Genomic DNA, 23279 nt, shown 5'->3' with positions numbered 1-23279 from the left:
TGCCTGGTGTCGGGCCCTAATGTAAGTTGTTTGCCAGCATTGCGCGCGCGTGGGCGAGGCTCTGTTCGGAGTCGATGGCGCCACCCATCATGCGCGCGATTTCCATAATTTTTTCGTCGCCTCCAAGCTGGCTTAAGCTCGAATTAACGGCGTCTTTTTCTATGGTTTTTTCAACGCGTAGGTGATGGTGGGCTTTGCTTGCGACCTGGGCTAAATGCGTCACACAAAGCACCTGGCCTTGTTCGCCGAGCTCGCGCAGTAATTCACCGACAATATCGCCGGTGGTGCCGCCGATGCCGACATCAACTTCATCAAAAATAAGCGTCGGTATGGTTGAGGTTTGCGCGGTAACAACCTGAATCGCGAGGCTAATGCGACTGAGTTCACCGCCGGAGGCAATTTTTGCAAGGGCTTTGGGCGCTTGGCCGGGGCTGGTTGATATTAAAAATTGCACCTGCTCGTTGCCGTCGCTGTGAGGCTGTTCGCTCAAGCTTTGCAAGCTGGCAACAAAATTGGCATGGCCCATCGCCAGCTGCGCAAGTTTGCCGTTGACGGCCAGCTGTAATTGCTCGGCCGCTTGTTGGCGCACCTGGCTGAGCTGATCGGCGAGTTGGCGGTAGTGCAGAAGGTACTCGGCCAACTCGCTTTCTAACGCTTCTATTTGTTTATCGCCACTTTGCAGCTGTTGTAGCTCGCCATTTAGCTGCTGCTGCAGCGCATAGAGTTCTTCCGGCATCACTCGGTGCTTGCGGGCGACATCGTAAATACGGCTCAAACGCTGATCAATTTCTTGCAGGCGTTTTGGGTCGAGCTCTTGGTTTTGTTGTTCTCTCTCTACGTCGTTGTGGGCTTCTTGAACATTGATTAATGCCTGCTCTAGTAGGCTCTCAACATTTTGTAGTTTTGTGCTTTTTGTGTCGCCAAGTTCGTTTAATAATTTCAAACCGCTGTGCAGGCGAGATATTAAGCCCTGTTCGTCGTCGCTGCACAGCTCGTTTAAGTGCTGGCAGTTGTGTTGAATGTGTTCAATATTGGCCAGTTGTTTTTGTTCGTTTTCAAGCTCGTTTATTTCGTGCTCACCGAGTTCAAGTTGCTCAAGTTCGTCTACTTGGTAACTCAACAGTTGAAAACGGGCGTTAATTTCGTCGCTCTGATTTTGCAGTTGCTCAAGCCTTTCTTTGCAACAGTGCCAGTGAAAGTAAGCGCGCTTAACTTCTTTGGCTAATTTGCGCTGCTGGCCAAAGGCGTCGAGCAGGCGCAATTGAGTCCGGTTTTTTAGCAGGCTTTGGTGCTCGTGTTGGCCGTGAATATCAACCAGCATGTCGCCGAGACATTTAAGCTGTTGCAGGGTGACACTTTGGCCGTTGATAAAAGCGCGTGAGCGCCCTTCCTGGGTGACAACTCGTCGCAGCAAACACTCGTCGCCTTCGCCAAGGTCCTGCTCTTTTAACCACTTGCTAACCCACGGCAGCGCCGCCAAATTAAAGCTCGCCTGAATATCTGCGCGTTCGGCGCCGTGGCGCACTTTGTCGGCATCAGCTCTATCCCCCAGAACCAGGGCCAAAGCGTCAAGTAGGATGCTTTTACCTGCGCCGGTTTCACCGGTCAGTGCACTTAAGCCTTTGTGCAACTCGAGCTCGAGTTGCTCTACAAGAGTGAAGTTGCTGATTTGCAGGTGGCTGAGCATATTGGCGTCCGTCTAAAGTGGGCTACATCAACTATTTGTTTTGGGTTTTGGGTTGGTTTTTTGCCTGGCTTTCGTTTGGACGTTGGCCAAGTTTTGCTTTGACCGCTGTATGTTTAACCAGTACTTGTATTTATACAGTAGTTTATCCAGTATTGCCAAGCCCGCCGACTAAATTAATTGTCGGCTTTGTATTATTTGACCCTTGAAGCGGCGCAACCGCGGCCCCATATAGCCGCCAAAGCTATTTCTTATGCGATCTACATTTGGAGTAAACATGAGCGACGACGATCAGAAAAACGACGCCGTTGAGGAGTCGGTAGAGGCTGCCACTGAAGAGCAAACGACCGAGCAAGAGCCCGGCGAAGCGCCAGAGGGCGACTTAAATAAGCGAGTATTTGAGCTGGAAGAGCAGCTTGCCGCGGCGCAGGAAAATGCCTTGCGCGCCGCTGCTGAAGCACAAAATATTCGCCGCCGTGCCGAACAGGATGTCGAGAAAGCGCATAAATTTGGTTTGGAGAAGCTGGTGAACAGCCTGTTGCCTGTGGTTGATAATCTCGAGCGAGCACTCGAGGCTGCCGCCGCGGAAGGTGCTGACCCCGAGTCGCTCAACCAGGGTGTGCAGTTGACCTTGAAGACCTTTATCGACGCGCTGCAGGGCCACAAAATTGATCAGGTTGCACCAGAGGGGGAGCCGTTTGATCCGAATTTGCACCAGGCGATTTCGGCTATTGAAAGCCCGGAAGCAGAGCCTAATACGGTATTAAACGTTGTCCAAAAAGGCTACACCTTAAACGGCCGCCTCGTGCGCCCAGCCATGGTTGTAGTTAGCAAAGCAGGCTAACACGACTATGTGCCACTGAGGCTTTGGCACTTACTGCCGGAACACGCCGTGAATACATCCATGTAGGCTCGGCAGCCGCATCCCTGCGGCAGACGGTTCCGTCAGCAAGCACCAAAACCTCTCCTACAACTGCGTGCTAATCCAAACCTGAATTGGCACAGTGGTTCTGGAGGGCTTGAGCTTTATTGGCAGGACCATCTGCCGCAGAGATGCGGCTGCTGAGCCCCCATGGAAGGGTTGACGGCGAGTCCTGACAGTGAAGCTCAAGCCCGAAAAGCAACGAGCAAATACAAGCCTTGAAATGCACAAAAGTGCACTTATATAGAAGGCAACAGAGCTGAACAGTTAAAGCTGAGCTCAACAGAATTTGAATTGCCTCAGAGCCTGGGCTCTGATTTAAACGCGGAGAAAATGCAAAATGGGTAAAATCATCGGCATCGACCTCGGTACCACCAACTCCTGTGTATCGGTACTTGAAGGCGACAAAAGCAAAGTAATTGAAAACGCTGAAGGCGATCGCACTACGCCTTCGATCGTTGCGTTCACCGACGACAACGAAATTTTGGTCGGCCAGAGCGCTAAGCGCCAGGCTGTGACCAACCCAACTAACACCCTGTTTGCGGTTAAGCGCCTGATCGGTCGCAAGTTTAAAGACGACGTCGTTCAGAAAGATATCAAGATGGTTCCTTACACCATCGCCGCTGCCGACAACGGTGACGCATGGGTTGAAGTGAAAGGCGACAAAAAAGCCCCACCTCAGATCTCTGCTGAAGTTCTGAAGAAAATGAAAAAGACCGCCGAAGATTACCTCGGTGAGACTGTAACTGAAGCGGTAATCACCGTCCCTGCTTACTTTAACGACTCCCAGCGTCAGGCAACTAAAGATGCCGGTAAAATCGCAGGTCTCGACGTTAAGCGTATTATCAACGAGCCAACCGCTGCTGCCCTTGCTTACGGCATGGATAAAGCCAAAGGCGACCGCACTATCGCTGTTTACGACTTAGGTGGTGGTACTTTCGATATCTCTATTATCGAAATTGCCGACGTCGACGGTGAGCACCAGTTCGAAGTACTGTCTACTAACGGTGATACTTTCCTCGGTGGTGAAGACTTTGACCTGCGTTTGATCGAATACTTGGCGGACGAGTTCAAGAAAGAAAACGGCATCGACCTGCACAACGATCCACTGGCTCTGCAGCGCTTAAAAGAGGCGGCTGAAAAAGCCAAGATCGAGCTGAGCTCAAGCCAGCAAACCGAAGTGAACCTGCCGTACATCACTGCTGATGCAACTGGTCCTAAGCACTTGGTTGTTAAAATGACTCGCGCCAAGCTGGAGTCTCTGGTTGAAGACCTGGTTACCCGCTCACTTGAGCCTGTTAAGACTGCTCTGAAAGATGCTGACCTGTCTGCTTCTGAAATTGACGAAGTCATCTTGGTTGGTGGTCAGACTCGTATGCCTCTGGTTCAGAGCGCGGTTTCTGACTTCTTCGGCAAAGAGTCTCGCAAAGACGTAAACCCCGATGAAGCTGTTGCCATGGGCGCTGCGATTCAGGGTGCGGTACTGGCCGGTGACGTTAAAGACGTTCTGCTGTTGGATGTAACACCACTGACACTTGGTATTGAGACCATGGGCGGTGTGGCTACTCCACTGATTGAGAAAAACACCACGATTCCTACTAAGAAATCGCAAACTTTCTCTACCGCTGAAGATAACCAAAATGCTGTAACCATCCACGTTGTACAGGGTGAGCGCAAGCAAGCTTCTGGTAACAAGTCTCTGGGCCGTTTTGACCTGGCTGATATCCCTCCAGCGCCACGTGGTATGCCACAAATCGAAGTTACTTTCGACATCGACGCCAACGGTATTTTGAACGTTAGCGCTAAAGACAAGGGCACTGGTAAAGAGCAGAGCATTGTTATCAAGGCTTCTTCTGGCCTTAGCGACGACGAGATCGATTCAATGGTGCAGGATGCCGAAGCTAACGCTGAAGCAGATCGCAAGTTCGAAGAGCTTGTCTCTGCGCGCAACACCTTGGAAGGTTTGATTCATGCAACGAAGAAGACTCTTGAAGAGGCGGGTGATAAAGCTACAGCAGACGAGAAAACTGCCATCGAAGCTGCACTCGCAAAAGCGGAAGAAGTCGTAAAAGGCGATGACCTTGAAGCGATTGAGGCTGCAACCAAAGAGCTGACTGACGCTTCTGGTTCACTGGCACAGAAACTTTACGCTGAGCAAGCTCAAGCCGGCGAAGCTGCACAAGGCGCTGCTGATGCAGGTGCTGAACAAGCACAAGCCGATGACGGCGTGGTTGATGCTGAGTTTGAAGAAGTTAAAGACGATAAGTAATTATTGTTGATAAAAGCCCGGGCAGAGATGTCTGGGCTTTGTTGTATCTGGAATTTGGCTGTTGGCTTTGGTGCCAGCAGCGGGACAGATGAAGCCTGCCGGGACACGCCGTAAATACTTCCCTGTAGGCTCGACGATAGCATCCCTGCTATCGACGGTCCCGTCAGGCTCCCTCAGTCCCGCGTCGGATGCCGGAGAGCCTTTGAGCAATACAGCGTGCGAGCTGAAATACGGCAGGCACGAGCTTAAGCGGCAACGAAAGCAGAGTTCTTAATCACAGATGATGTTTGTGTATTGAGAGAAAAAGTCACTGAAAGTTAGTTACACCTATGTCCAAGCGCGACTATTACGAAGTTCTCGGCGTTAGCAAAGACGTCTCGGAAAAAGATCTGAAAAAAGCCTATCGCCGCGTGGCGATGAAATATCACCCGGATCGTAACCCCGACGATAAAGCTGCGGAAGAGAAATTTAAAGAAGCCAACGAAGCCTACGAAATTCTGAGCGATGATCAGAAGCGAGCGGCTTACGATCAATACGGTCACGCCGGCGTCGATGGCCAAGCCGGAATGGGCGGTGGTTTTGGCGGCGGCGGAGCTGGCGGTTTTGGCGATATCTTTGGCGATGTTTTTGGCGATATTTTTGGCGGTGCCGGAGGTGGCGGTGGTCGTCGCGGTGGGCCGGCCCGAGGTGCCGATCTGCGCTACAACCTCGATTTAAGCCTTGAAGATGCCGTTAAAGGTAAGACTGTAAAAATTAAAGTACCGACGCTGGTTTCGTGCAGTGCCTGCGATGGCTCCGGTGCAAAGGCCGGTTCGAAACCGGTTACCTGTAATACCTGTGGCGGCCACGGTCAGGTGCGTATGCAGCAGGGCTTTTTTGCCGTGCAGCAAACGTGCCCTACTTGTCGCGGCAAAGGCACCATCATCAGTGATCCTTGCACAAGCTGTCACGGCCAGGGCCGCGTAGAGGAAACCAAAACGCTCAGTGTTAAAGTACCGCCGGGTGTTGATACCGGTGATCGTATTCGTTTGGCCGGTGAAGGTGAAGCCGGTGCCGACGGAGGGCCGCCGGGTGATCTTTATGTGCAGATGCATGTGCGTGAGCACGAGTTTTTTCAGCGCGATGGTCGCAACCTGTATTGCGAAGTGCCGATCTCTATTTTTGATGCCTGCTTAGGCGGCGAAATTGAGGTGCCGACTTTGGATGGCCGGGTAAAACTGCGTATTCCGGCAGAGACTCAAACTGGCAAGATGTTCCGCCTGCGCGGCAAGGGCGTCGGTTCTGTTCGCGGCGGCGCGACGGGTGATCTTATGTGTCGTGTGGTACTCGAGACGCCAGTGAATTTGAGCAAAGATCAAAAAGAGCTGGTGGAGCAGCTGCGCGATTCAATGCAGGGCAAAAAACACAGCCCTCGTCAGCACAGTTGGTTTGAAGGCATGAAAAACTTTTTCGGTGATATGAAGTTGTAATTCGGCTTTGGTGCAGGCGAGTATTCGATAGTACTTATCGAGACTCGCCGTGAACCCATCCTTGGGGGCTCAGCAGCGCCATCCATGGCGCAGATGGTCTCGCTAAGTACTATCGAATACTCGCTCGGACCTGCGTGCCAGTTCCAACATATATCACCTAGTGGTGAGGGGGGGAGCGCAGGAGCTTCAGCTTTTCGTTATTATTCACCTTCTGAATTAACTCTCACCAATGCTTTAGATTTTTCTGAAGTGGCAGTGAATTTACAAAGAGTGGTTCCGGTACAGGCTGTCGGGACCGTCTGCCGCATGGATGCGGCGGCCGAGCCTATAGGGATATATTCACGGCGTGTCCCGACAGGCTGTGCCGGAACTGCTCCGAAGCACCTAAACCACGCCTAAATAAAACTAACTGCTGCAAAGTTAGTAGAGAAAAAAGATGAGCACAAAAATCGCAATTGCCGGCGCTGCCGGTCGTATGGGCCGCATTTTGATTGAAGCGGTACAAAATAATGACGATGCAGTTCTCGCAGCTGCTATTGATAGGCCAGACAGTTCTTTAATTGGTGCCGACGCCGGTGAAGTGGTTGGCTTGGGCAAGCTCGGAGTGGCTATTAGTGGCGATTTAGCTGCTGTGCTTGATGACTTCGATGTGCTGATCGACTTTACTGCGCCGGTTGCGACCGTTGCCAACGCCGCTTTGTGTGCTGAGCACGGCAAGGCCATGGTGGTTGGTACAACCGGTTTTAGCGACGATGAAAAAACCGAATTTAATGCCAGCCTGGCCAAGATCCCGGCCATTGTTGCTTCTAACTACAGCACCGGCGTAAACCTGTGCTTTAAATTGCTCGACATTGCCGCTCGCGTGCTTGGCGAAGACAGTGATATTGAAATCTACGAAGCTCACCACCGCCATAAAGTTGATGCACCTTCAGGCACGGCTTTGAGCATGGGTGAGGTTATTGCCGATGCTCTGGATCGCGACCTGAAAAAAGTTGCTGTCTATGGGCGCGAGGGCCAGACCGGTGCGCGCGAGCGCGACACCATCGGTTTTGCGACGGTGCGCGGCGGCGATGTTGTTGGCGATCACACGGTAAGTTTTCTCGCCGACGGCGAGCGTGTTGAGATTACGCACAAGGCGTCTAGCCGTATGAGTTTTGCCCGCGGCGCGGTGCGCGCGGCTTGCTGGTTGGCCGGCAAGGAGCCCGCGCTTTACGATATGCAAGATGTACTTGAGCTGCGTTAATCTTGTTTTAAAGCGTTTGCTCCGGTTTTTATTTTAACTATTTGTCGGCGCCACGGGCGCCGCTTTTATTTCTATAAAGAGCTTGTTAACTACGCGCCAGTTGGCTGTTTTTTTACGCATAAAGCCGTGGCGCTGATACAGCGCTCGAATTTCCCCCCGCTGTTCAAGTTCAGCAAGGCTTTGCCACAGCTTAGTGACGAGTGCATGGGGTTGTTTGGATGCCACCAACACCCGTTCATCGGGAATGACCACTTTAATGCCGGGCAGCGGCGCGAGCCTGACCCCGTGGGCGTCGACAATCAAATCGGTACCGCGGGGGAATTCATGAAGGGTAAAGTCGCTGCGCCCGGCGGCGAGCATTTTTAGCAGGGAGTCGTAGCGCGCGGTGGAATTTACCTTCGGGCTTAGCTCATTGATGATGCGCCAGTCCTGGTGCCAGCTTTTTAAGGTAATACCAGTGTAATCGCTCAGTTGGCTGTGCTCACTCCAGCTCTGTTGCAAACTGTGATCTTCGAGTGTGTAGATGCCTTTTTCAAAGTCGCCAAACTTAAGCACGGGTTGAGATACGGCAAATAGGGTTTCGTCGACATCGGCATTCCAGACACTCTCACCCATTAGATCGGCTTTGCCGTTTTTAAGCATACGCAAAGAGCGCTGATAACTTGGCGATTCGACCAGTTCGATACGTGCCTGTACACCGCTTTGTTGCAGGCCTAAGCAAATCAGCAGTAAGTCGACCGGAGGGCGGACAAGCGTGTTGTTGTGCAGCGTTAGCTGTTCACAGATATCGCCGTCGAGCAGCTCGGGGTGGTTGAGCACAATGGTGCGGTCAATAGTCACGCGCAGCAAAGCGGCTGAAGGCTCGGCGCGGCTGCTGGCGGCAATAAAAAACACAGCTATTGCCGACATAAGCCCTAAATTGAGCAAAAATTGTAGCTGGGGCGATGTGGTTTGGCGCATGCTGACGATAGTTAAAAACGCTTTGTTTTAACTATAGAAGCCAGCGTTAAGCTTTACTCAATTGCTTCGAGTAAAGCGCTTGGTCCCAGCCCTTTGGGCACGGTGTTAAGCACCTGCCAATCCCGAGTATTTGCATTAATAAAACCGTGTTGCTCGTAGAGTGGGCGAATCTCACCCCGGCTTCGCAGCAAAATAATGCCCTTGTTCAACGCATCGGCAATGGTTCTGGCCTGCGGCGCTTTGCGCGAGACAACAAGTACTCTCGATTCGGGGATGACGATTTTAACGCCGCGCAGCGGCCTTAATTCGAGTCCGGCGACATCCAGGCTCAGATCTTGTTTGTTGGGGAAGGCGTGCAAAGTGAAATCGCCGCGGCCGACCTCGAGCATCTTCACTATGCTCTCGTAGCGTATGGTTGAGATGGTATGGGGGCTGAGCTCGTTTAAGATGCGCCAGTCGTGATCCCAGGTTTTCATGGTTACACCAGTAAACTGCCGCAGTTGTTGTTCGGTGGTGGCTGTGTTTTGCAGTGGGTGCTTTGCGGTGGTGTAAATACCTTTTTCAAATTCACCGAGTCGCAGCACGGCTTCACTGCGGTAGACAAACTCTGCTTTGGCGTCTGTATTCCAGATACTTTCGGCGATACTGGTCACCTTGCCGCTTTCTAGCATTTTAAGTGCGCGCCAATAATTGGGGGCTTCAACAAGCTTAATGTCGGCGTTGATGCCAGCGGCAGCGAGGGCGCGACAAATTAGTAAAAGCTCGACACCAGCGCGGTCAAAAAGAGGTTTGAGTGACAGTTTTTGATCAAGTTGTTCACAGACATTGTTGAAACTGTTCAGCCCAAGCTTGCGTGCGGAGACACTGTTGATGGCAATGGTGAGCTTAACATTGCGATGATCTTCAGCGCTTAGACGTTGTTTGCCGGTAGTTTCTGAGGCGTGTAATGCGGGTGGCTCGGCGCGCACAATAGTCGCGAGCCCAATAGTTGCGAGAACAATAGCCGCGATTAAGATCATCGCAACACCGAGGATGAGCTTGAGCCCAGTCAAGATGTTTGCAGCGTCCGTGGTAAACAGCTTCTGAGCTTGAGCTTTACAGGCGCACAAACAGCGGGCCTCCTGTCGTCAGAATTCGTCTTAGCGACAACTATAGCATTGCAAGGCTTGCCGTTGTCCATGCTTTTTAACTCTCGTTCAGGGCGAGAAAGGCGCGCCGCCACGCCGCGGGTGTGCTGCTGCACTGGTTCTTAAATTGGCGGTGAAAAAAGCTCATGTTTCGATAGCCGACATCAAAGGCGATGTCCTCAATGCTCATCTTGCTGCTCTGCAGCAAACTGCATGCGCGGCTTATGCGGTATTCATTCAGGTACTGGGTAAAGGTTTTATTGAAGGTTTTGCGAAAGAACTTGGCGAACGAGCTTGTGGTCATGCTGCACAGTTCACTTAGCTGGTTGGCGGTAATTTCTTCTCTGTAGTGGTTTTCGACGTAGTGAATGATGCGCTCGATACGATCGGCTGCAAGCGTATTAATTTGCACCGCCTCGTGTTCACAGAGGGTCGTAAATTTGCTGCCGCTGAGCGTATTTAAAATACTAAGTAAGCTTAACAGCCGCTCAAACGGGGCGAGTTCTCCAAGTTGAACTAATTTCTCGCCAAGCTCGCGACTTACCTGCGCGTCAAATAGCAGGCCGCGGCGACTCGCCTGCAGCAATTTGTTGAGCGCAACAAACTCCGGCCCCTGCAGCCAGTGACTGCCGAGCAGCTTGTCGTCCCACTGGGCAAAATAGCTGACCACAGCGCCGTCGCTGGCGTCGCTCTTCCAGCAGTGCGGCAGCATGGGCCCGAGCAAGACCAGCTCGCCCTCGACAAAAGGGCGTATGACATTGCCAACATAAGCAATGCCTTCTCCGCGCTCTATCCAGGTTAGCTCCCACTGTGGGTGGTAGTGCCACGGGCTGTTAAAGCGGCTTTGGCGGTAGTCGCTGAAATAGAACGACTGGCGCGCCTGTTCTGGAATCTTCTCTAATACGGCTTTCATGCGACTACAGTGGCTTATGTGTATCTAAAAGGTTTGATCAAAATCAAATTCTATGTTTATAGGGAAAAATAGTACATAAATAGGCAAATTGAGTATTGCCGCTGTTGTCTTAGCCTGGCGTAAGCTGAACTCAGCAAAAACGAGAGAGATAAGAGATGAGCTTTGATGTCATTGTCAGTGGTCTGAACGTTGTGGATCTGTTGTTCACCCTGCCCGAACAGGTAAAGAGGGACAGCAAACACGAAGTCGACAAGATATTAATTCAGGGCGGCGCCCCGGCCGGAAATGCCGCCAGTGTAATGGCTATGTTGGGGCTGAAAACCGCATTTTTGGGCAACCGGGGTGACAACGTTTTAAGTGATATTGCCGAGCGCGAATTGCAGCGTTGCAAGGTTGATAGCTCGCTGATGCTCAACAAGCCCGAGCACAACCCAGCTGTTGCCCTGGTTGAGATTGATGCCAATAACGGCGAGCGCACGGTGTTTTACAGTCTGAACAACTATCGCGCGCTGGCTCCGGCCGACGTAAAGCGCGAATGGGTGCAAAACAGCAAGCTTGTATTTGTCGACGGTTATGACCGAGCCGGAAATATCCAGCTGTTAAAGCTTGCGCGAGAGCTCGGCGTGCCCTCGGTACTCGACGTTGAAGCCGGCGATAGAGAAGAGCTCATTGAAATGATTAGCTTAGGTTCTCACGCCATTTTGCCCTTGGAGGCTGCGCAGGCCATCACCGGTGAAGACGAAGTCGGTTTGGCACTGCCTGAACTTGCCAAATTAAGCGATGCACAAATTGTGATTACCGATGGTGCCAATGGCAGCTGGGCCTGGCTTGCGGGCAAGGTTGTGCATCAGGGCGCCTTTAAAACTGAGGTGGTCGATACCACCGGTTGCGGCGACAGTTATCACGGGGCTTACGCTTACGCGTTATTGCAGGGCATGGACATACAGCAGCGCATGCAGTTTGCCAGCGCGTACGCATCGCTGGTTGCCAGGCATGTCGGTGGTAGAACGTATCACCCGAGTGCAGCCGAAGTCGAAGCTGTGATTAACAACAACGAATTACTGTAATTGAAGTTGGTAGAACTATGAGCGTTAATTTCCTCGAAAGAGTTGGTGTTGTACAGAAAGAAATGGACGAGCTGGTTGCGCCAGCACAGAACAAAAGTGATTGTGCGATTGGTTTAATTGGTCTTGGCCTGGAAATGCACTTCGACTGGGAGCTTTGTAAAAAAGCCTATAAAGAAGCGGTAGCTGCAACCGAGGCTCTGGTTCCCGAGGCGGCTTCGCTGCTCGCCGATGCCGAGCCTGTGCAAACTAAAGACGATGTACTGGCGATGCTGAATAACTACAAAAGTAAAGGCATGACCGGTTTGATTATTTACCACGCATCGTTTATTGACGGTGCGGTAGCGCTGGCGGTTGCGACCTGGCTTAAAGATAACAATATGCCGGTATTAAGTTGGGCGCACACTGAAATGACTGGCGGCAACCTGCGCGCCAATCGTTTTTGTTCGCAAAACTTTATGCTCAATGTATTTAACAATATGCAGATTAAATACAGCTGGGTATTTGAAGATATCGGCACCGAAAATTTGAATCAGGCCTTAAGCCGCTACTGCCGATCTCTGCTGGCAAAAAGTCGTTTAAATCAGGGCAAGCTCTTAATGATTGGCGGCATGCGTGTGCCGGGTTTTTACGACTGTGAACTCAATGAAATGAGCATTGCGCGCCATTTTGGTCTGAGCATAGATAGGGTCGATCTAGAAGAGTTGTGGCAGCACGGAGACAAATTTACCGAAGAGCAAATTAACCCGATTGTACAAAAATTAATTAGTTCAGAGCTTTGTGACGAGAACGAAGTAAAAGAAAACGAGCTGTATTTAAGTGTGCGTTTTGCGCTGGCGATTGCCGATTACACTCGCAGCGGCGGTTACTTAGGCATCGCTTTGAAAAACTGGCCCGAATTATTTGACCGCTATGGCATTGCCGGTGACGGCGCAGGTGGCCTGGTGCAGGATTTGGGCATACCCGTTGCCGACGAAAGTGATATGGGCGGTTTGCTGACCATGGTGACCTTTAATGAGCTAACCGAAGGTGCGGGCCTGCCAACACTGATGGACTTGAGTTACCTGAACGCTAACGACAACAAAGTTGGTATGTGGCACTGCGGTGGCACAGCAACTCGCCTGATGCGTCGGGGCACTAAGTTCCAGATGCGCAACCACAGCATACTCGACAACTTCGATGAAGAAAGCAGCTGCGGCATGATGCTTGAATTTTTGCAGGAAACCGGGCCAATTACCGTCGCTAAATACCAGTACCCTCACGCCAGTTTTGTTATGGCATTTGAAGGCGATATTGTCGATTCAGAAATGCGCTATCGCGGCTCTTATGGCGAAGTAGACCCTAAAAACTGCACAACTAAATCAGTTATTAACACTGTACTGACTAACGGCCTTGACCACCATTGGATTGTTGCGCGTGGACACTTGCTTGAAGATTTGCGCGAATTTAATCACTGGATAGGCGTAGACGAATTACCCATTTTAGACAGCGTCACCAGCGGTCGCAGTCAACCTAAAAACATGAACTTCTAAGGAGCTGCATCATGGCTAAAGCACTTGCAGATTTATTAAAAGAGTATCGCCAACAAGGCCGCTGCCTGTCTGGTTTTAATATTAACGATATCTACGATATTCACGCGGTTGTCGATGCAGCTAATCGCCTAGATTTACCCGCGATGCTGATGACCTATGGCCCGGTAGTGGAGTTAAATAGCTCCTATATGTGCCGCAAAATGGTCGATGGTTTTGAAAAGCTGGCGAATAACAAGTTGTATTTGCACCTGGATCACTGCTCCGATGTCAATATGTGCAAGCAGGCCATTGACGATGGTTATGACTCGGTTATGTTTGATGGTTCGCAAATGCCGCTGGCCGATAATATCCGCGGTACCAAAGAAGTTGTGAACTACGCCGCCAGTGCCGGGGTTCAGGTTGAAGCCGAAATCGGCAAGATTATGGGCCGCGATGTTGTTGCCAAAACTGAAGACGATTATCTTGCTGCGGTTGCCGATGTTAAAGCGCTGGCCGAAGAGGCCGGCCCGGATTCCATCGCGGTGGGCATAGGCACCGCTCACGGCTTTACCCCGACAACACCTAAAATTCACTTTGACAGGCTACAGGAAATTGCCAACGCCGTTGCGGCGCCCCTTGTTTTGCACGGTGGTACCGGTATCCCCGATGAAGATATTCAACGCTCTATCACCATGGGCATAGCCAAGATTAATATTGGCACCATCGTGCACACTACTTACATGCGTGAGACTTATGAAGAAATAAGTAAAGATGTTGCTGCGGCTTATCCTCCATTCTTGATGAAAGAGGTGATTCCTAAAATTGCCGATGTGGTTTATGACCGTTTGTGTGCTGTTAATAGTATTAAAAACGAAAAAGCAGCGTAAACTTTTTTATTAAAGCTTTATAAAGGCGCCGCGCTAAAACGCGGCGCCTTTTTTTGTGTTTGAGCTTCAATAAAAAAGTGGCGCTGAGTGTAACGCAAGCTAAAGCCTTATGTGTTAGCGTCTAATTCGACTGATTTATGTTGGCGTATTGTCGCCTAAGTTTGCGATTTTTATTTTGCTTGCGATTTTTATCAGTCGATTGAATCAACTCTACACTCAGCATTAAAGGTGAAGTTATGGACATAGTCAGTTTGCTAGTATTTTTGGCCATCGGAGCATTGGCAGGATGGTTGGCAGGGAACTTAATGAAAGGTGGTGGTTTTGGCCTGTTGGGCAATATCGTTGTCGGGGTCGTTGGCGCGGTTATCGGCGGTTTTGTTTTTGGCCTTGTTGGTATTTCTGCCGGTGGTTTGGTTGGTTCGATCATCACGGCAACAGTCGGCGCAGCGCTACTGTTGTTTGTTGTGGGTTTGATTAAAAAGGCCTGATTTTTTTAAGTGCAAGAGCACAGAGTGGTCACGAAGACAAAACTGCCACTAACTGGCCCTAGAAAAAAGCCCTGTTGAGCTTAAGCTAACAGGGCTTTTTTATTGCTTTACTCTTTATTACGTTATTCTCTATTACTTTGCTCTCTATTGCTTTATTGGGGCCTGTCGACAGCAAGCGCAGTTATTGCATATTTAATTCGTAGATGACTTCTTTTTTATCGTTTATTTCCAGCTCAACAGCACTTGGCAACTGTTCTGCTACAAAGCTGCGGGCGCGTTCACTATCTGGTACCCGAAATACAATTTCCAGATCGGTGTCGGTATCGAGTTTCTTAAAGCTCCAGTTGCCATCAGCCGTTGGTGTGACGGGGCTGTTGTCGCGAATATAATTTGCTAATACGGTGCGGTTGGCATCGGGTGAGTTAATGACAACATGATCGGCACCAGTGCCGGGGAATTGACCGCCATTGGCGCGATAGTTGTTGCTGGCGACAATAAATTCTTGTTCGTCACTGACCTTACTGCCCATGTATTTTAAATTGACGATGCGCTCGGCATCGGCATTTAGCTCCTGGCACTTGCCGTCATTGCGAGCGGGTTGGCTGACGTCGATCTCGTACGTGACGCCGTCGATAACATCAAAGTTGTAGGTCGGAAAGCCAGCGTAGTTAATAAGTTCTTGGCGCGCGCTGGTGTTTGTATCAATTTGGAAAAACTGAGATGCAGAGCATTCCAGCCAGCCTTTTAGTTCGGCCCCGGTGACTTTTACTGCAACCAGAGTATTTGGGTACAGATATAAATCCGCTGCATCACTTAAGGTTAGCTGGCCTTTGGGCACAGTGGTAAAGCTGGTTTCATCTGCACAGATACCTTCCCGGTCGCAGGCTTTAAACGGCGCAGCTGCAGAAAGTACCGGTAGCTCTTGCAAGTTGACGTCGCCAACAATGAGGTCTTCAACATAGGCTTTTTGCGCGTCGCTGACAATTTGAATAGACGGGTCATCTTTTACCAGGGCAAGAAAACTGAAAATATTATCGCTGACCTCACCTATCGGTGTACCCATGTAGGCTTGAGTTTTGTCGTGGTCATCGGCAACTGCGGCAACCAGGCTGTGGTCGGCATCAACCAAAGCCATTTTGTTTTCGTTGTCGTAAATCGCGCGCGCTTCGACTTTGCTCGCGCTCACGCGCCAGCGGTCTTTGTCGATATTGTATTCCAGTTCAAGGTCGATAATTCCTAGGTGGCTGCCCCAGTATCCGGGCATAACGGCCGGCACGCCTTTAATGGTGCCGGCTTCAAGGTCAACGCCTGCAGTATCAGCAAAAGCAGCCGATGGAAATGTCAGGTGGCTGTGACCAAACATGATGGCATCGATGCCGTCGACATCGGCCAGGTACCAGGCGCTGTGTTCCGGCAGGGCATCGGCGCTATATGCTTCGGTGCTGATGCCTGAGTGGGGAATGGCAACGACAATATCGGCGCCTTCGGCACGCATTTGGGGTACAAAGCGTTCGGCCATTTGTTTAATGTCTTTGGTTTTTAGCTGGCCCTCAAGTTTGGCTTTGTCCCACTGCATAATCTGGGGTGGTACAAAACCAATAAAACCAATGGTGATTTCTCGCTCGCGGCCGTTCTCGTCTAGCAGCAGCTTGTTTTCTAAGTGGTAGGGTTTGAAGTAGAGCTCGTCGTTGCTGTCGTCGCTATCGCTGTCGTGCTTAAAAATATTGGCGCTGATATAGGGGAAGTTGGCGTCGTTAACACTCTCGGCTAAAAATGCCAGGCCGTAGTTAAACTCGTGGTTGCCGTAGTTGGCGACAGTGTAGTCGAGCTCGTTCATAACTTTATAAACAGGGTGGACTTCGCCAGCTTCTATGCCTTCGGCCGCGCGCCAGTCGCCCATTGGGCTACCCTGGATCAGATCGCCGTTGTCGACTAAAACGTGGTTGTCGGCTTCGCTGAGTTCCGCGCGGGCTTCGTTAATTAATGTTGCGGTGCGCACCAGGCCGATTTTTTCACTCTGACTGCCACTGTAATAATTGTGATCCATAACATTGGCGTGAATATCGGTGGTTTCCATTAGCCGCAAGTTGACTTTGGCGCTGTTGTCATCGTCACCTCCACAGCTAATCAGGGCGAGACTAGCTGAGCCTGCTGCGAGACTGAGTACGGCTTTTTTAAAGTGTTTCATCGAACTTAAGTTCCTTGGTGTTTTTCAAAAAAAGCTGCCCTTAAGGGCAGCTGGTAGAGATTTGCAAATGGCTGACGGATTCCAGGCTCGGGTAGCTGATGTAGAGGTCGCGGCGGCCGCTGACTTCAAGATAAGTGCCGAGCACGGAGGGGTTCAGCGCCGGGCTGAAATCGCTGCGCTGGTGTGATTCCAACTTCACGTAAATACTGCTGGTGCTGTCGTTGATATCGGCAAGTTCCAGCGCGTAAGGGTCATTGACACCGGCGACAACAAGGCCGACGGTGGTAAACGCGGTACCGACATCGGCTGCTTTTACCGTTGCGACCGAGACGGCACCGGGCACGGAGCAGGGTGCATTGCCCGAACCACCCGGGGAGCCGACTAATTGCATGGCAGTGACGTACTCGATGCTGGGGTAGTTCATGTAGTCGTCGCGCCGGCCGCTTACCTGAAGTTGCTGGCCGATCAGCTGGGGCTGATTTTGAGGGCTAAATTCAGCTCTGTAGGCGGCGTCGAGTTTGACGTAGATGCTTTGACTGGGGTTGTTTAAGTCGCTGAGCTCGAGCGCATATTCGCCGTTAATGGCCTGGCTAATTTCGCCGATAACACTGACGTCGCTGCCATTGGTTTGATTGAGCGCTTCGCCAACGCTGAGTGCGGAGGGCGAGCCGCTGCTGTTGTCACTGACAAGGATCATGGCGCTGACCGATTCGACGCTCGGTGAGCTCATATAATCATCGCGTACACCGCTGACTTCGATACTGCGCCCAATGATGGCAGGGTTGTTCTGCGGGCTGAATTCGGCGCGGTACTGACTTTCGAGTTTGATAAAAATTTTGTTGCTGCTGTTTGTCGCGTCGGCAATCTCGAGTGCGTATTCGCCGTTGATCGCCTGTGTCACGACGCCGCGAACGGTGACGGCACTGCCGTTGCCCAGGGCGAGGGCCTCGCCAACAGAGAGTGCATCAGAGCTGGGGTCGCCGCCGCCACTGCTGCCGCCCGGGCCCTGCGGTGCGCCGTAAGAGCCGTAGGCAAAGGTCGATTTATCCCAGGGCTGGTAGCCGCCGCTGGGAGTGTTCCAGGGCTGGCCGTTGTCGGGGTCGCTCAGCTCTTCAACAAAAAGCGCCTGCGGGGTGACAAAACCTGGCGGGTGGGCGCTGCTGTTAAAGTGGGTATAGGATTCCGGTGTCGCCAGCCAGTTGACGATATTGATGGACAGCTGGGCTGCGTTGCCCGCGTCCGTCCAGCCGGGGTAGGTGCGCTTTGTGTTGCCGTTGTCCTCGCGCCGATATTTGGGGCTGGCGTCTTCAATCGGGCTGGAATCGCCGATAAAAGCGGCTTTACCGGCGCCAGATTTGGCGATAGCCACGTAGGGGCCTTCATCGCTGCCACCGAGATACAAACCCGAATCCACCGCGTGATTCCAGGCGCTGGGACTGTCGCCTGGGGCAAAATAAACCAGGCCTTTTGCGCGACTGGCATCGGTAATGGCAAGTGTTGCCCCGCCGGCCATAAGCACGGGACCTGCGCCGACAGTAATGCCCTCGCTCTGCTGGGCGTCGACTAACAAGCTCGCGCCGGGGATATAGTCGATGGCGTTAAAGCGAAAGCGAATGCCGAAGTTCTGTGCCAACCAGCCGCCCCCGGCGGCGCCGGGGTGGCGCAGATCGCCGTAAACGCCGCCGACATTAAATTGGCTGAGATCGGAGCGGTTGTAGCCGTTAAAAACTTCAGTGCTGTCCCAGCTGTTGAGGTTGCGATCGGCGTTGTAGTGATCGCCGATAAAATAAATGCCTTTGCCCGCGGCAACAAATTGCTCAAGTGCTGTTTGTTCAGCCAGGGTAAAAGGCCGGTTGCTTTCGGCAAGCACCAAGACGTCGGCGTGGGAGATAGCCTGGAAATTAATTTGCGCTTCGTTAAGCGCACTATTGCTTGCGCTGGGGTTGTTGTAGTCGTCGACAAACTGGATCAGACCGTCGCCGTTTTTGTCGACGCCTCTGTATTCCTCAACCCGATAACCTTCGTTGACCAGGGCGTCGGCAAAGTCTGAGAACGCACCGTCGATCACCCAGTCGGCATTGCCCTCTACGCCGCCGTGCGACACATCAAATAATACAATCTTGCCGTTGTTGCTAGTGGCGCTAGGTGTCTTTACCGGAGCCGGGTAATTCCATTGATAGTCAGCGCCAGAAGCGCTGTGGCTGAGTGCACAAATACTGCAAAGGCTAAGAGCCAGGGACCACTTATTTTTTAACATGAGCTTCTTCCGTTGAATGATCAAGTGCGACTAGGAGACAAGACTCTAGGGTGAGCAGGTGACTGTGCGATGACGGCTAGATGATGCTTCTGTGATGCCTTTTTGAATGCGGCAATGAATGGCGCGCCAGCTGTTTTGTGTTGAGCTGGTATTGATGTAGATCAGAGCCGCTTTGTTTTAGCGCAAGATCTTTTGTCGATGAACCCGGTCTTATAGCTTTTTAGGTGGATAAGCATTGGTGTTGCACGGGCGGTTTTTAACCTAGGTCAAATAAATTTCTGTGGGGAAAAATAGTACATATTTGGTCTGGTTCTGTATTTAAATTGTCGCGTCAGGCGTTGATATAGTGAATTTGATCTTTGATTTTATGTCGCTTTTTGCAGTTGCATCGGGCTTAGCTGATATGTGTCTGTACAAAGTAACAAGTCAATATTTTAATTACAGGAGAGCGCCATGACCGTAGATTTACCTGAAGCTGCCCGCGTTGCTGTTTTAACTGAACTGAGAAAGTTTGAACTGCAAGAATTTTCGCTGCCTGAGATAGGCGACGATGAGATTTTAGTAAAAGTGGAGGGCTGTGGTGTTTGTGGTACCGACGTACACGAATATAAAAATGACCCGTTTAAGATGATTCCTATCGTGCTCGGCCACGAGGGCACGGGTGAAGTTGTCAAACTTGGGAAAAACGTCACCACAGATACGGTTGGCAATAAAGTTGAGCTCGGCAGCAAGCTGATTACCAGTATTATCCCCTGCGGCGAATGTGAGCCCTGCGTATCGATGCCCGGCCGCACAAATATGTGTGAAAACATGGGCTGTTACGGTTTGATGGGCGAACAAGAAGACAATAAATTTAACGGCTGGTTTGGCGATTATTTAGTTCTGAAAAACGGCTCGACCTTTTTTAATGTCAGCGAATTTAGCCTTGAAGAGCGCATCTTAATTGAACCTGTTGCGGTTGCCGTGCATGCAGTTGAGCGAGCCAAAACAACAAACTTGCTGAACTGGGCCTCACCAGTGCTGATTCAAGGCTGTGGGCCAATTGGTTTGTCGATTATTGCTGTGCTTAAGTCGATGGGCATACAAAGCATCATTGCTGTTGACGGCCAGAGTGACAGGCTGGCAATTGCCAAAGAGCTTGGCGCCAGCGAAACGTTGAACTTCACCGAATTTGAAACGCCAGAGAAACTGGCGGATGCTGTTAAAGCACTGACTAATGGTCGCGGCGCTAAGTTTGCGTTTCAGTGTACCGGTGTTCCGGCTGCAGCAACCAGTGTGTGGAAGTTAATTGCGCGCGGTGGCGGTTTGTGTGAGCTCGGCTTTTTTGTCGACAACGGTGAGGCTGCGGTCAACCCTCATGTCGATATCTGCAATAAAGAAATTACCCTGGTTGGCTCCTGGGCTTATGCTCCGGAAGATTACCCCAATGCGATCGCCTGTATGAAAAGCATCAAAGAAATGGGCCTGCCAATCACGCGCCTGGTAACTCACTCGTTCCCTCTGGAAGAAATTACCGAAGCCGTGGAAACTAATATCCGTATGGAAGGTATTAAAGTTATTACAGTGAACAGCTAAAGCTGTACTTGGCGCGCTGTCTACAGCGCGCCTTTTTTCTTGAAATACGCACCGCTTCGGGCCGATGTAGAGGCAGCGGTGCTGGCTTAATTGTTCGGGTGATGTTGGTTGGCCAAATTTTTGTAGGTAGCCCGGGCCCGCCACTAACAGGGTGCGGTTGCGCACATACTCTCCTGGACATCGCTGATGTGGGCTTTTGCTATTCCGGCGGGGGACTACGTTGTCGGGCAGTTTAAAAAGGCTTAATTAGTGTTAACAGGCCCCAGTATCGTCCTGGCTGTTTTGGTCGATGCTGGGCCTAGGGCTCGCTTCTGCCTTCAGAGCTATTTTGATCTAAGTGCTAAAGTAACGCGCTGGGGCGAGTTTTTGCGTAGGTGTTTGTTTGCTTTCTCTTGTAGAATCTTCGCTGTCGTTAATAACTACTACAGTAATTACAGCTTTGGGATATGGAGTAGCAAGGTGGCTATCTTACGCTTCTTTAAGAATCTAAGCGCGTTTCAGCGTGTTCTTACCGGCCTGGTCTTGGGTATTTTGACCGGGCTCTTTTTTGGTGAAATCACAGGTAGCTTGTCGATATTCGGCAACGCCTATATCCGTCTTCTGCAGATGACGGTATTGCCTTATGTGTTGGTGAGTATTATCGGAGGTCTCGGCCGGCTCGATGCGACAACCGCACAGAAGATAGGTATACGCGGCGGCTTGGTTATCTTGTTTTTGTGGTTATTGACCATGCTGACGCTGCTTTTGTTGCCGCTCGCCTACCCCGACTGGGAGACGGCCGGTTTTTTCAGTGCCAGTTTGCTCGCACCGAAGTCGGAATTTAACTTTCTCGATCTTTATATTCCCGCCAATATTTTTTATTCGCTGGCTAATACTATCGTGCCTGCCGTGGTGCTGTTCTGCCTTTTGCTCGGTGCGGCGCTTATTCAAGTAAAAGAAAAAGTGGTATTGCTGGATCTAATGGCCAACGTCAGTGATGCGTTGATGAAGGTTGCCTCTTTTGTCGCCAAGCTGGCGCCGTTTGGTATTTTTGCAATTTCAGCCTCCGCAGCAGGTACGCTGGACCCAGATGAACTTGGCAAGTTACAGGTCTTTTTATGGGTCTATTTGTTAGCTTGGTTAATGCTTGCGTTGATCGCGATGCCACTGTTGGTGAAATGGTCGACACCGTTTTCGTACCGCGAATTAATGCGCAACGCCGGTGAGGCGATGATCACAGCGCTGGCCACAGGCACCGTTTTAGTTGTACTGCCGATGATTGCCGAGCGCTGCAAGGAGATGATCGAGAGCAAGGGCCTGCAGAATCAGGAAACGGACAGTGCCGTCGATGTATTAGTGCCAACTGCCTATAGTTTCCCAAGCGCCGGCACCCTTATGGGCCTGGGTTTTATTTTGTTTTCCGCCTGGTATGTCGGCTCGCCTTTAGGTTTGGATCAGTACGCATCGTTTGTGGTGATGGGGGCGCTATCGGCCTTTGGCTCGATGGCCGTGGCGATACCGTTTCTGCTCGACTATTTTGGCCTGCCGGCGGATCAGTTCCAGCTCTATTTGCTCGGCTCGGTTGTCACCGCGCGTTTTGCCACGGCGCTGGCTGCGCTGCACGGTTTTGTTGTGACGCTGCTGGTTGCCGCAGCGGTTAAAAAACACCTGAAGTGGCGAAATTTATTTCAGGCAATGGGCTTGCACCTGGGGCTGACGGCGGCGCTGATGATCGGCGCCGGCATTGTGATGACCAAGGTGATTCCCTACCAATATACCGGCGATAAAAGCTTTGAAGCGATGCGTTTGTCGTCGTCCATGGTCGAAGTGCTGGACGAGCCGCTTCAGGCTTTGAGCCCTGAGCAGCAGGCTCGCCCCAGGCTGGATGTCATTCGTGAGCGCGGCAGCTTGAGAGTCGCCTATTTTGCCGATCGCCTACCTTTTGCTTTTCGCAATCAGCTTGGTGAGGTGGTCGGTTTTGATATGGAGTTGATGCATCAGCTCGCCTACGACTTAGATGTAAAGCTGGTTGTGCAGCGCCTGCCGGGTAACTTCGACAAGACGGCGGCGATGCTGGCCGATGGCACCGTCGATATTATCGTCGGCGGCAACACCATTACGCCGCTGCGGGCAACCAAGGTGAACTATACCGATGCGTATACTTACCACAGTATTGGCTTGATCGTAGAAGACTATCGCCGCGACAAGTTTAAAACACGCGCAGACATAGTCGATATGGAGCAACTAAAGATAGGCCTGTCTAAGTCGCGTTATTTTGAGTCACCGGTGCACGAGCTGTTTCCCAATGCTGAACTGGTGCATGTAAAAAGTCCGCGCGCGTTTTTTAAAGGTGAGTTTGAAAACGTCGATGCTTTTGTTTATTCCGCCGAAGTAGCCGCAGCCTGGACTGTGCTGTATCCGAGTTTTACCGTTGTTATCCCCGAAGGTATCACGATGAAGGCGCCGGTCGTCTTTGGTTTGCCGAAAGGTGAGATAGACTGGACTTTGTATATGAATACCTGGCTGAAGCTTAAGCGGGATATGGGCGAGGTTGCGCCTGTCTACAACCACTGGATTTTGGGTGACGACCCGCAAGAAGATAAGCGCCGCTGGTCTATTGCTGAAGATGTTTTGGGCTGGGGTTTATAAGCACCAATATCACTAAAGTGTTTTAAGGCAGTCGCGAGCCTGGTTATTCAAAGGCTTGGTTGTTCGAGAGTGTGGTTATCGCGGCTGCTGCGCC

The 23279-nt window shown here is 51.3% G+C and carries 16 protein-coding genes; 10 read left to right on the top strand and 6 right to left on the bottom strand.

Annotated features, from left to right (window positions below; genetic code table 11):
* Positions 1-16 precede the first annotated feature (16 nt).
* A complete protein-coding gene (gene recN, locus CFK45_RS09020; RefSeq protein WP_096086115.1) occupies positions 17-1687 on the bottom strand; it encodes a DNA repair protein RecN in 1671 nt (556 codons plus the stop codon).
* A 274-nt stretch (positions 1688-1961) separates the two neighbouring features.
* On the opposite strand from recN, the gene grpE reads away from it, so the two are divergent.
* The 4 genes from grpE to dapB all read left to right on the top strand — a co-directional run bounded on the left by grpE (position 1962) and on the right by dapB (position 7587).
* Positions 1962-2528, top strand: a complete 567-nt coding sequence (gene grpE, locus CFK45_RS09010; protein ID WP_096086113.1) for a nucleotide exchange factor GrpE — start codon at positions 1962-1964, stop codon at positions 2526-2528.
* 418 nt (positions 2529-2946) lie between these two features.
* Positions 2947-4875, top strand: a complete 1929-nt coding sequence (gene dnaK / locus CFK45_RS09005) for a molecular chaperone DnaK (RefSeq protein ID WP_096086112.1) — start codon at positions 2947-2949, stop codon at positions 4873-4875.
* Positions 4876-5204: 329 nt separating this feature from the next.
* A complete protein-coding gene (dnaJ, locus tag CFK45_RS09000; RefSeq protein WP_096086111.1) occupies positions 5205-6344 on the top strand; it encodes a molecular chaperone DnaJ in 1140 nt (379 codons plus the stop codon).
* A 436-nt stretch (positions 6345-6780) separates the two neighbouring features.
* A complete protein-coding gene (gene dapB, locus CFK45_RS08995; protein ID WP_096086110.1) occupies positions 6781-7587 on the top strand; it encodes a 4-hydroxy-tetrahydrodipicolinate reductase in 807 nt (268 codons plus the stop codon).
* Between the two features lie 33 nt (positions 7588-7620).
* Here dapB and CFK45_RS08990 read toward each other — a convergent pair whose 3' ends face one another.
* From CFK45_RS08990 to CFK45_RS08980, 3 genes are all read right to left on the bottom strand, one after another.
* On the bottom strand, positions 7621-8481 hold the full coding sequence (locus tag CFK45_RS08990; protein ID WP_158224652.1) for a type 2 periplasmic-binding domain-containing protein: 861 nt from the start codon (positions 8479-8481) through the stop codon (positions 7621-7623).
* Between the two features lie 119 nt (positions 8482-8600).
* Entirely contained in the window at positions 8601-9599 is a 999-nt protein-coding gene (locus CFK45_RS08985) for a type 2 periplasmic-binding domain-containing protein (protein ID WP_143247532.1), read from the bottom strand.
* A gap of 133 nt (positions 9600-9732) precedes the next feature.
* Positions 9733-10587 carry a helix-turn-helix domain-containing protein gene (locus CFK45_RS08980; protein WP_096086107.1) on the bottom strand — a complete coding sequence of 285 codons (855 nt, stop codon included), beginning with the start codon at positions 10585-10587 and terminating at the stop codon, positions 9733-9735.
* Positions 10588-10742: 155 nt separating this feature from the next.
* Here CFK45_RS08980 and CFK45_RS08975 point away from each other — a divergent pair, with 155 nt between their 5' ends.
* The 4 genes from CFK45_RS08975 to CFK45_RS08960 all read left to right on the top strand — a co-directional run bounded on the left by CFK45_RS08975 (position 10743) and on the right by CFK45_RS08960 (position 14537).
* Positions 10743-11654: a carbohydrate kinase family protein gene (locus tag CFK45_RS08975; RefSeq protein ID WP_096086106.1), complete on the top strand. Its 912-nt coding sequence runs from the start codon at positions 10743-10745 to the stop codon at positions 11652-11654.
* 17 nt (positions 11655-11671) lie between these two features.
* On the top strand, positions 11672-13183 hold the full coding sequence (locus CFK45_RS08970; protein ID WP_096086105.1) for an L-fucose/L-arabinose isomerase family protein: 1512 nt from the start codon (positions 11672-11674) through the stop codon (positions 13181-13183).
* Between the two features lie 11 nt (positions 13184-13194).
* The gene (locus CFK45_RS08965; RefSeq protein ID WP_096086104.1) at positions 13195-14049 is read left to right on the top strand and encodes a class II fructose-bisphosphate aldolase; all 855 of its coding nucleotides are present in this window, start codon (positions 13195-13197) and stop codon (positions 14047-14049) included.
* Between the two features lie 236 nt (positions 14050-14285).
* Entirely contained in the window at positions 14286-14537 is a 252-nt protein-coding gene (locus tag CFK45_RS08960) for a GlsB/YeaQ/YmgE family stress response membrane protein (protein ID WP_096086103.1), read from the top strand.
* Between the two features lie 181 nt (positions 14538-14718).
* Here CFK45_RS08960 and CFK45_RS08955 read toward each other — a convergent pair whose 3' ends face one another.
* Entirely contained in the window at positions 14719-16725 is a 2007-nt protein-coding gene (locus CFK45_RS08955) for a bifunctional 2',3'-cyclic-nucleotide 2'-phosphodiesterase/3'-nucleotidase (protein ID WP_096086102.1), read from the bottom strand.
* Positions 16726-16765: 40 nt separating this feature from the next.
* Positions 16766-18982 (bottom strand): DUF6359 domain-containing protein, encoded by a 2217-nt coding sequence (locus CFK45_RS08950; RefSeq protein WP_096086101.1) that lies wholly within the window; start codon positions 18980-18982, stop codon positions 16766-16768.
* Positions 18983-19435: 453 nt separating this feature from the next.
* Here CFK45_RS08950 and CFK45_RS08945 point away from each other — a divergent pair, with 453 nt between their 5' ends.
* Both CFK45_RS08945 and CFK45_RS08940 read left to right on the top strand, forming a co-directional pair.
* The gene (locus tag CFK45_RS08945; protein ID WP_096086100.1) at positions 19436-20557 is read left to right on the top strand and encodes a zinc-dependent alcohol dehydrogenase; all 1122 of its coding nucleotides are present in this window, start codon (positions 19436-19438) and stop codon (positions 20555-20557) included.
* 459 nt (positions 20558-21016) lie between these two features.
* On the top strand, positions 21017-23185 hold the full coding sequence (locus CFK45_RS08940) for a cation:dicarboxylate symporter family transporter (protein WP_096086099.1): 2169 nt from the start codon (positions 21017-21019) through the stop codon (positions 23183-23185).
* Positions 23186-23279: the final 94 nt, after the last annotated feature.

It is taken from the genome of Agaribacterium haliotis (genome assembly GCF_002312815.1).
GTDB classification, from domain to species: domain Bacteria; phylum Pseudomonadota; class Gammaproteobacteria; order Pseudomonadales; family Cellvibrionaceae; genus Agaribacterium; species Agaribacterium haliotis.
Note: the sequence above shows the minus strand (reverse complement) of the source record. Positions and strands in the feature narration are given on the sequence as shown.

Excerpts from the sequence above, each read along its gene's own strand:
- recN (WP_096086115.1), bottom strand. The coding sequence starts at position 1,687 with ATGCTCAGCCACCTGCAAATCAGCAACTTCACTCTTGTAGAGCAACTC.
- grpE (WP_096086113.1), top strand. The coding sequence starts at position 1,962 with ATGAGCGACGACGATCAGAAAAACGACGCCGTTGAGGAGTCGGTAGAG.
- dnaK (WP_096086112.1), top strand. The coding sequence starts at position 2,947 with ATGGGTAAAATCATCGGCATCGACCTCGGTACCACCAACTCCTGTGTA.
- dnaJ (WP_096086111.1), top strand. The coding sequence starts at position 5,205 with ATGTCCAAGCGCGACTATTACGAAGTTCTCGGCGTTAGCAAAGACGTC.
- dapB (WP_096086110.1), top strand. The coding sequence starts at position 6,781 with ATGAGCACAAAAATCGCAATTGCCGGCGCTGCCGGTCGTATGGGCCGC.
- CFK45_RS08980 (WP_096086107.1), bottom strand. The coding sequence starts at position 10,587 with ATGAAAGCCGTATTAGAGAAGATTCCAGAACAGGCGCGCCAGTCGTTC.
- CFK45_RS08975 (WP_096086106.1), top strand. The coding sequence starts at position 10,743 with ATGAGCTTTGATGTCATTGTCAGTGGTCTGAACGTTGTGGATCTGTTG.
- CFK45_RS08970 (WP_096086105.1), top strand. The coding sequence starts at position 11,672 with ATGAGCGTTAATTTCCTCGAAAGAGTTGGTGTTGTACAGAAAGAAATG.
- CFK45_RS08965 (WP_096086104.1), top strand. The coding sequence starts at position 13,195 with ATGGCTAAAGCACTTGCAGATTTATTAAAAGAGTATCGCCAACAAGGC.
- CFK45_RS08960 (WP_096086103.1), top strand. The coding sequence starts at position 14,286 with ATGGACATAGTCAGTTTGCTAGTATTTTTGGCCATCGGAGCATTGGCA.
- CFK45_RS08955 (WP_096086102.1), bottom strand. The coding sequence starts at position 16,725 with ATGAAACACTTTAAAAAAGCCGTACTCAGTCTCGCAGCAGGCTCAGCT.
- CFK45_RS08950 (WP_096086101.1), bottom strand. The coding sequence starts at position 18,982 with ATGTTAAAAAATAAGTGGTCCCTGGCTCTTAGCCTTTGCAGTATTTGT.
- CFK45_RS08945 (WP_096086100.1), top strand. The coding sequence starts at position 19,436 with ATGACCGTAGATTTACCTGAAGCTGCCCGCGTTGCTGTTTTAACTGAA.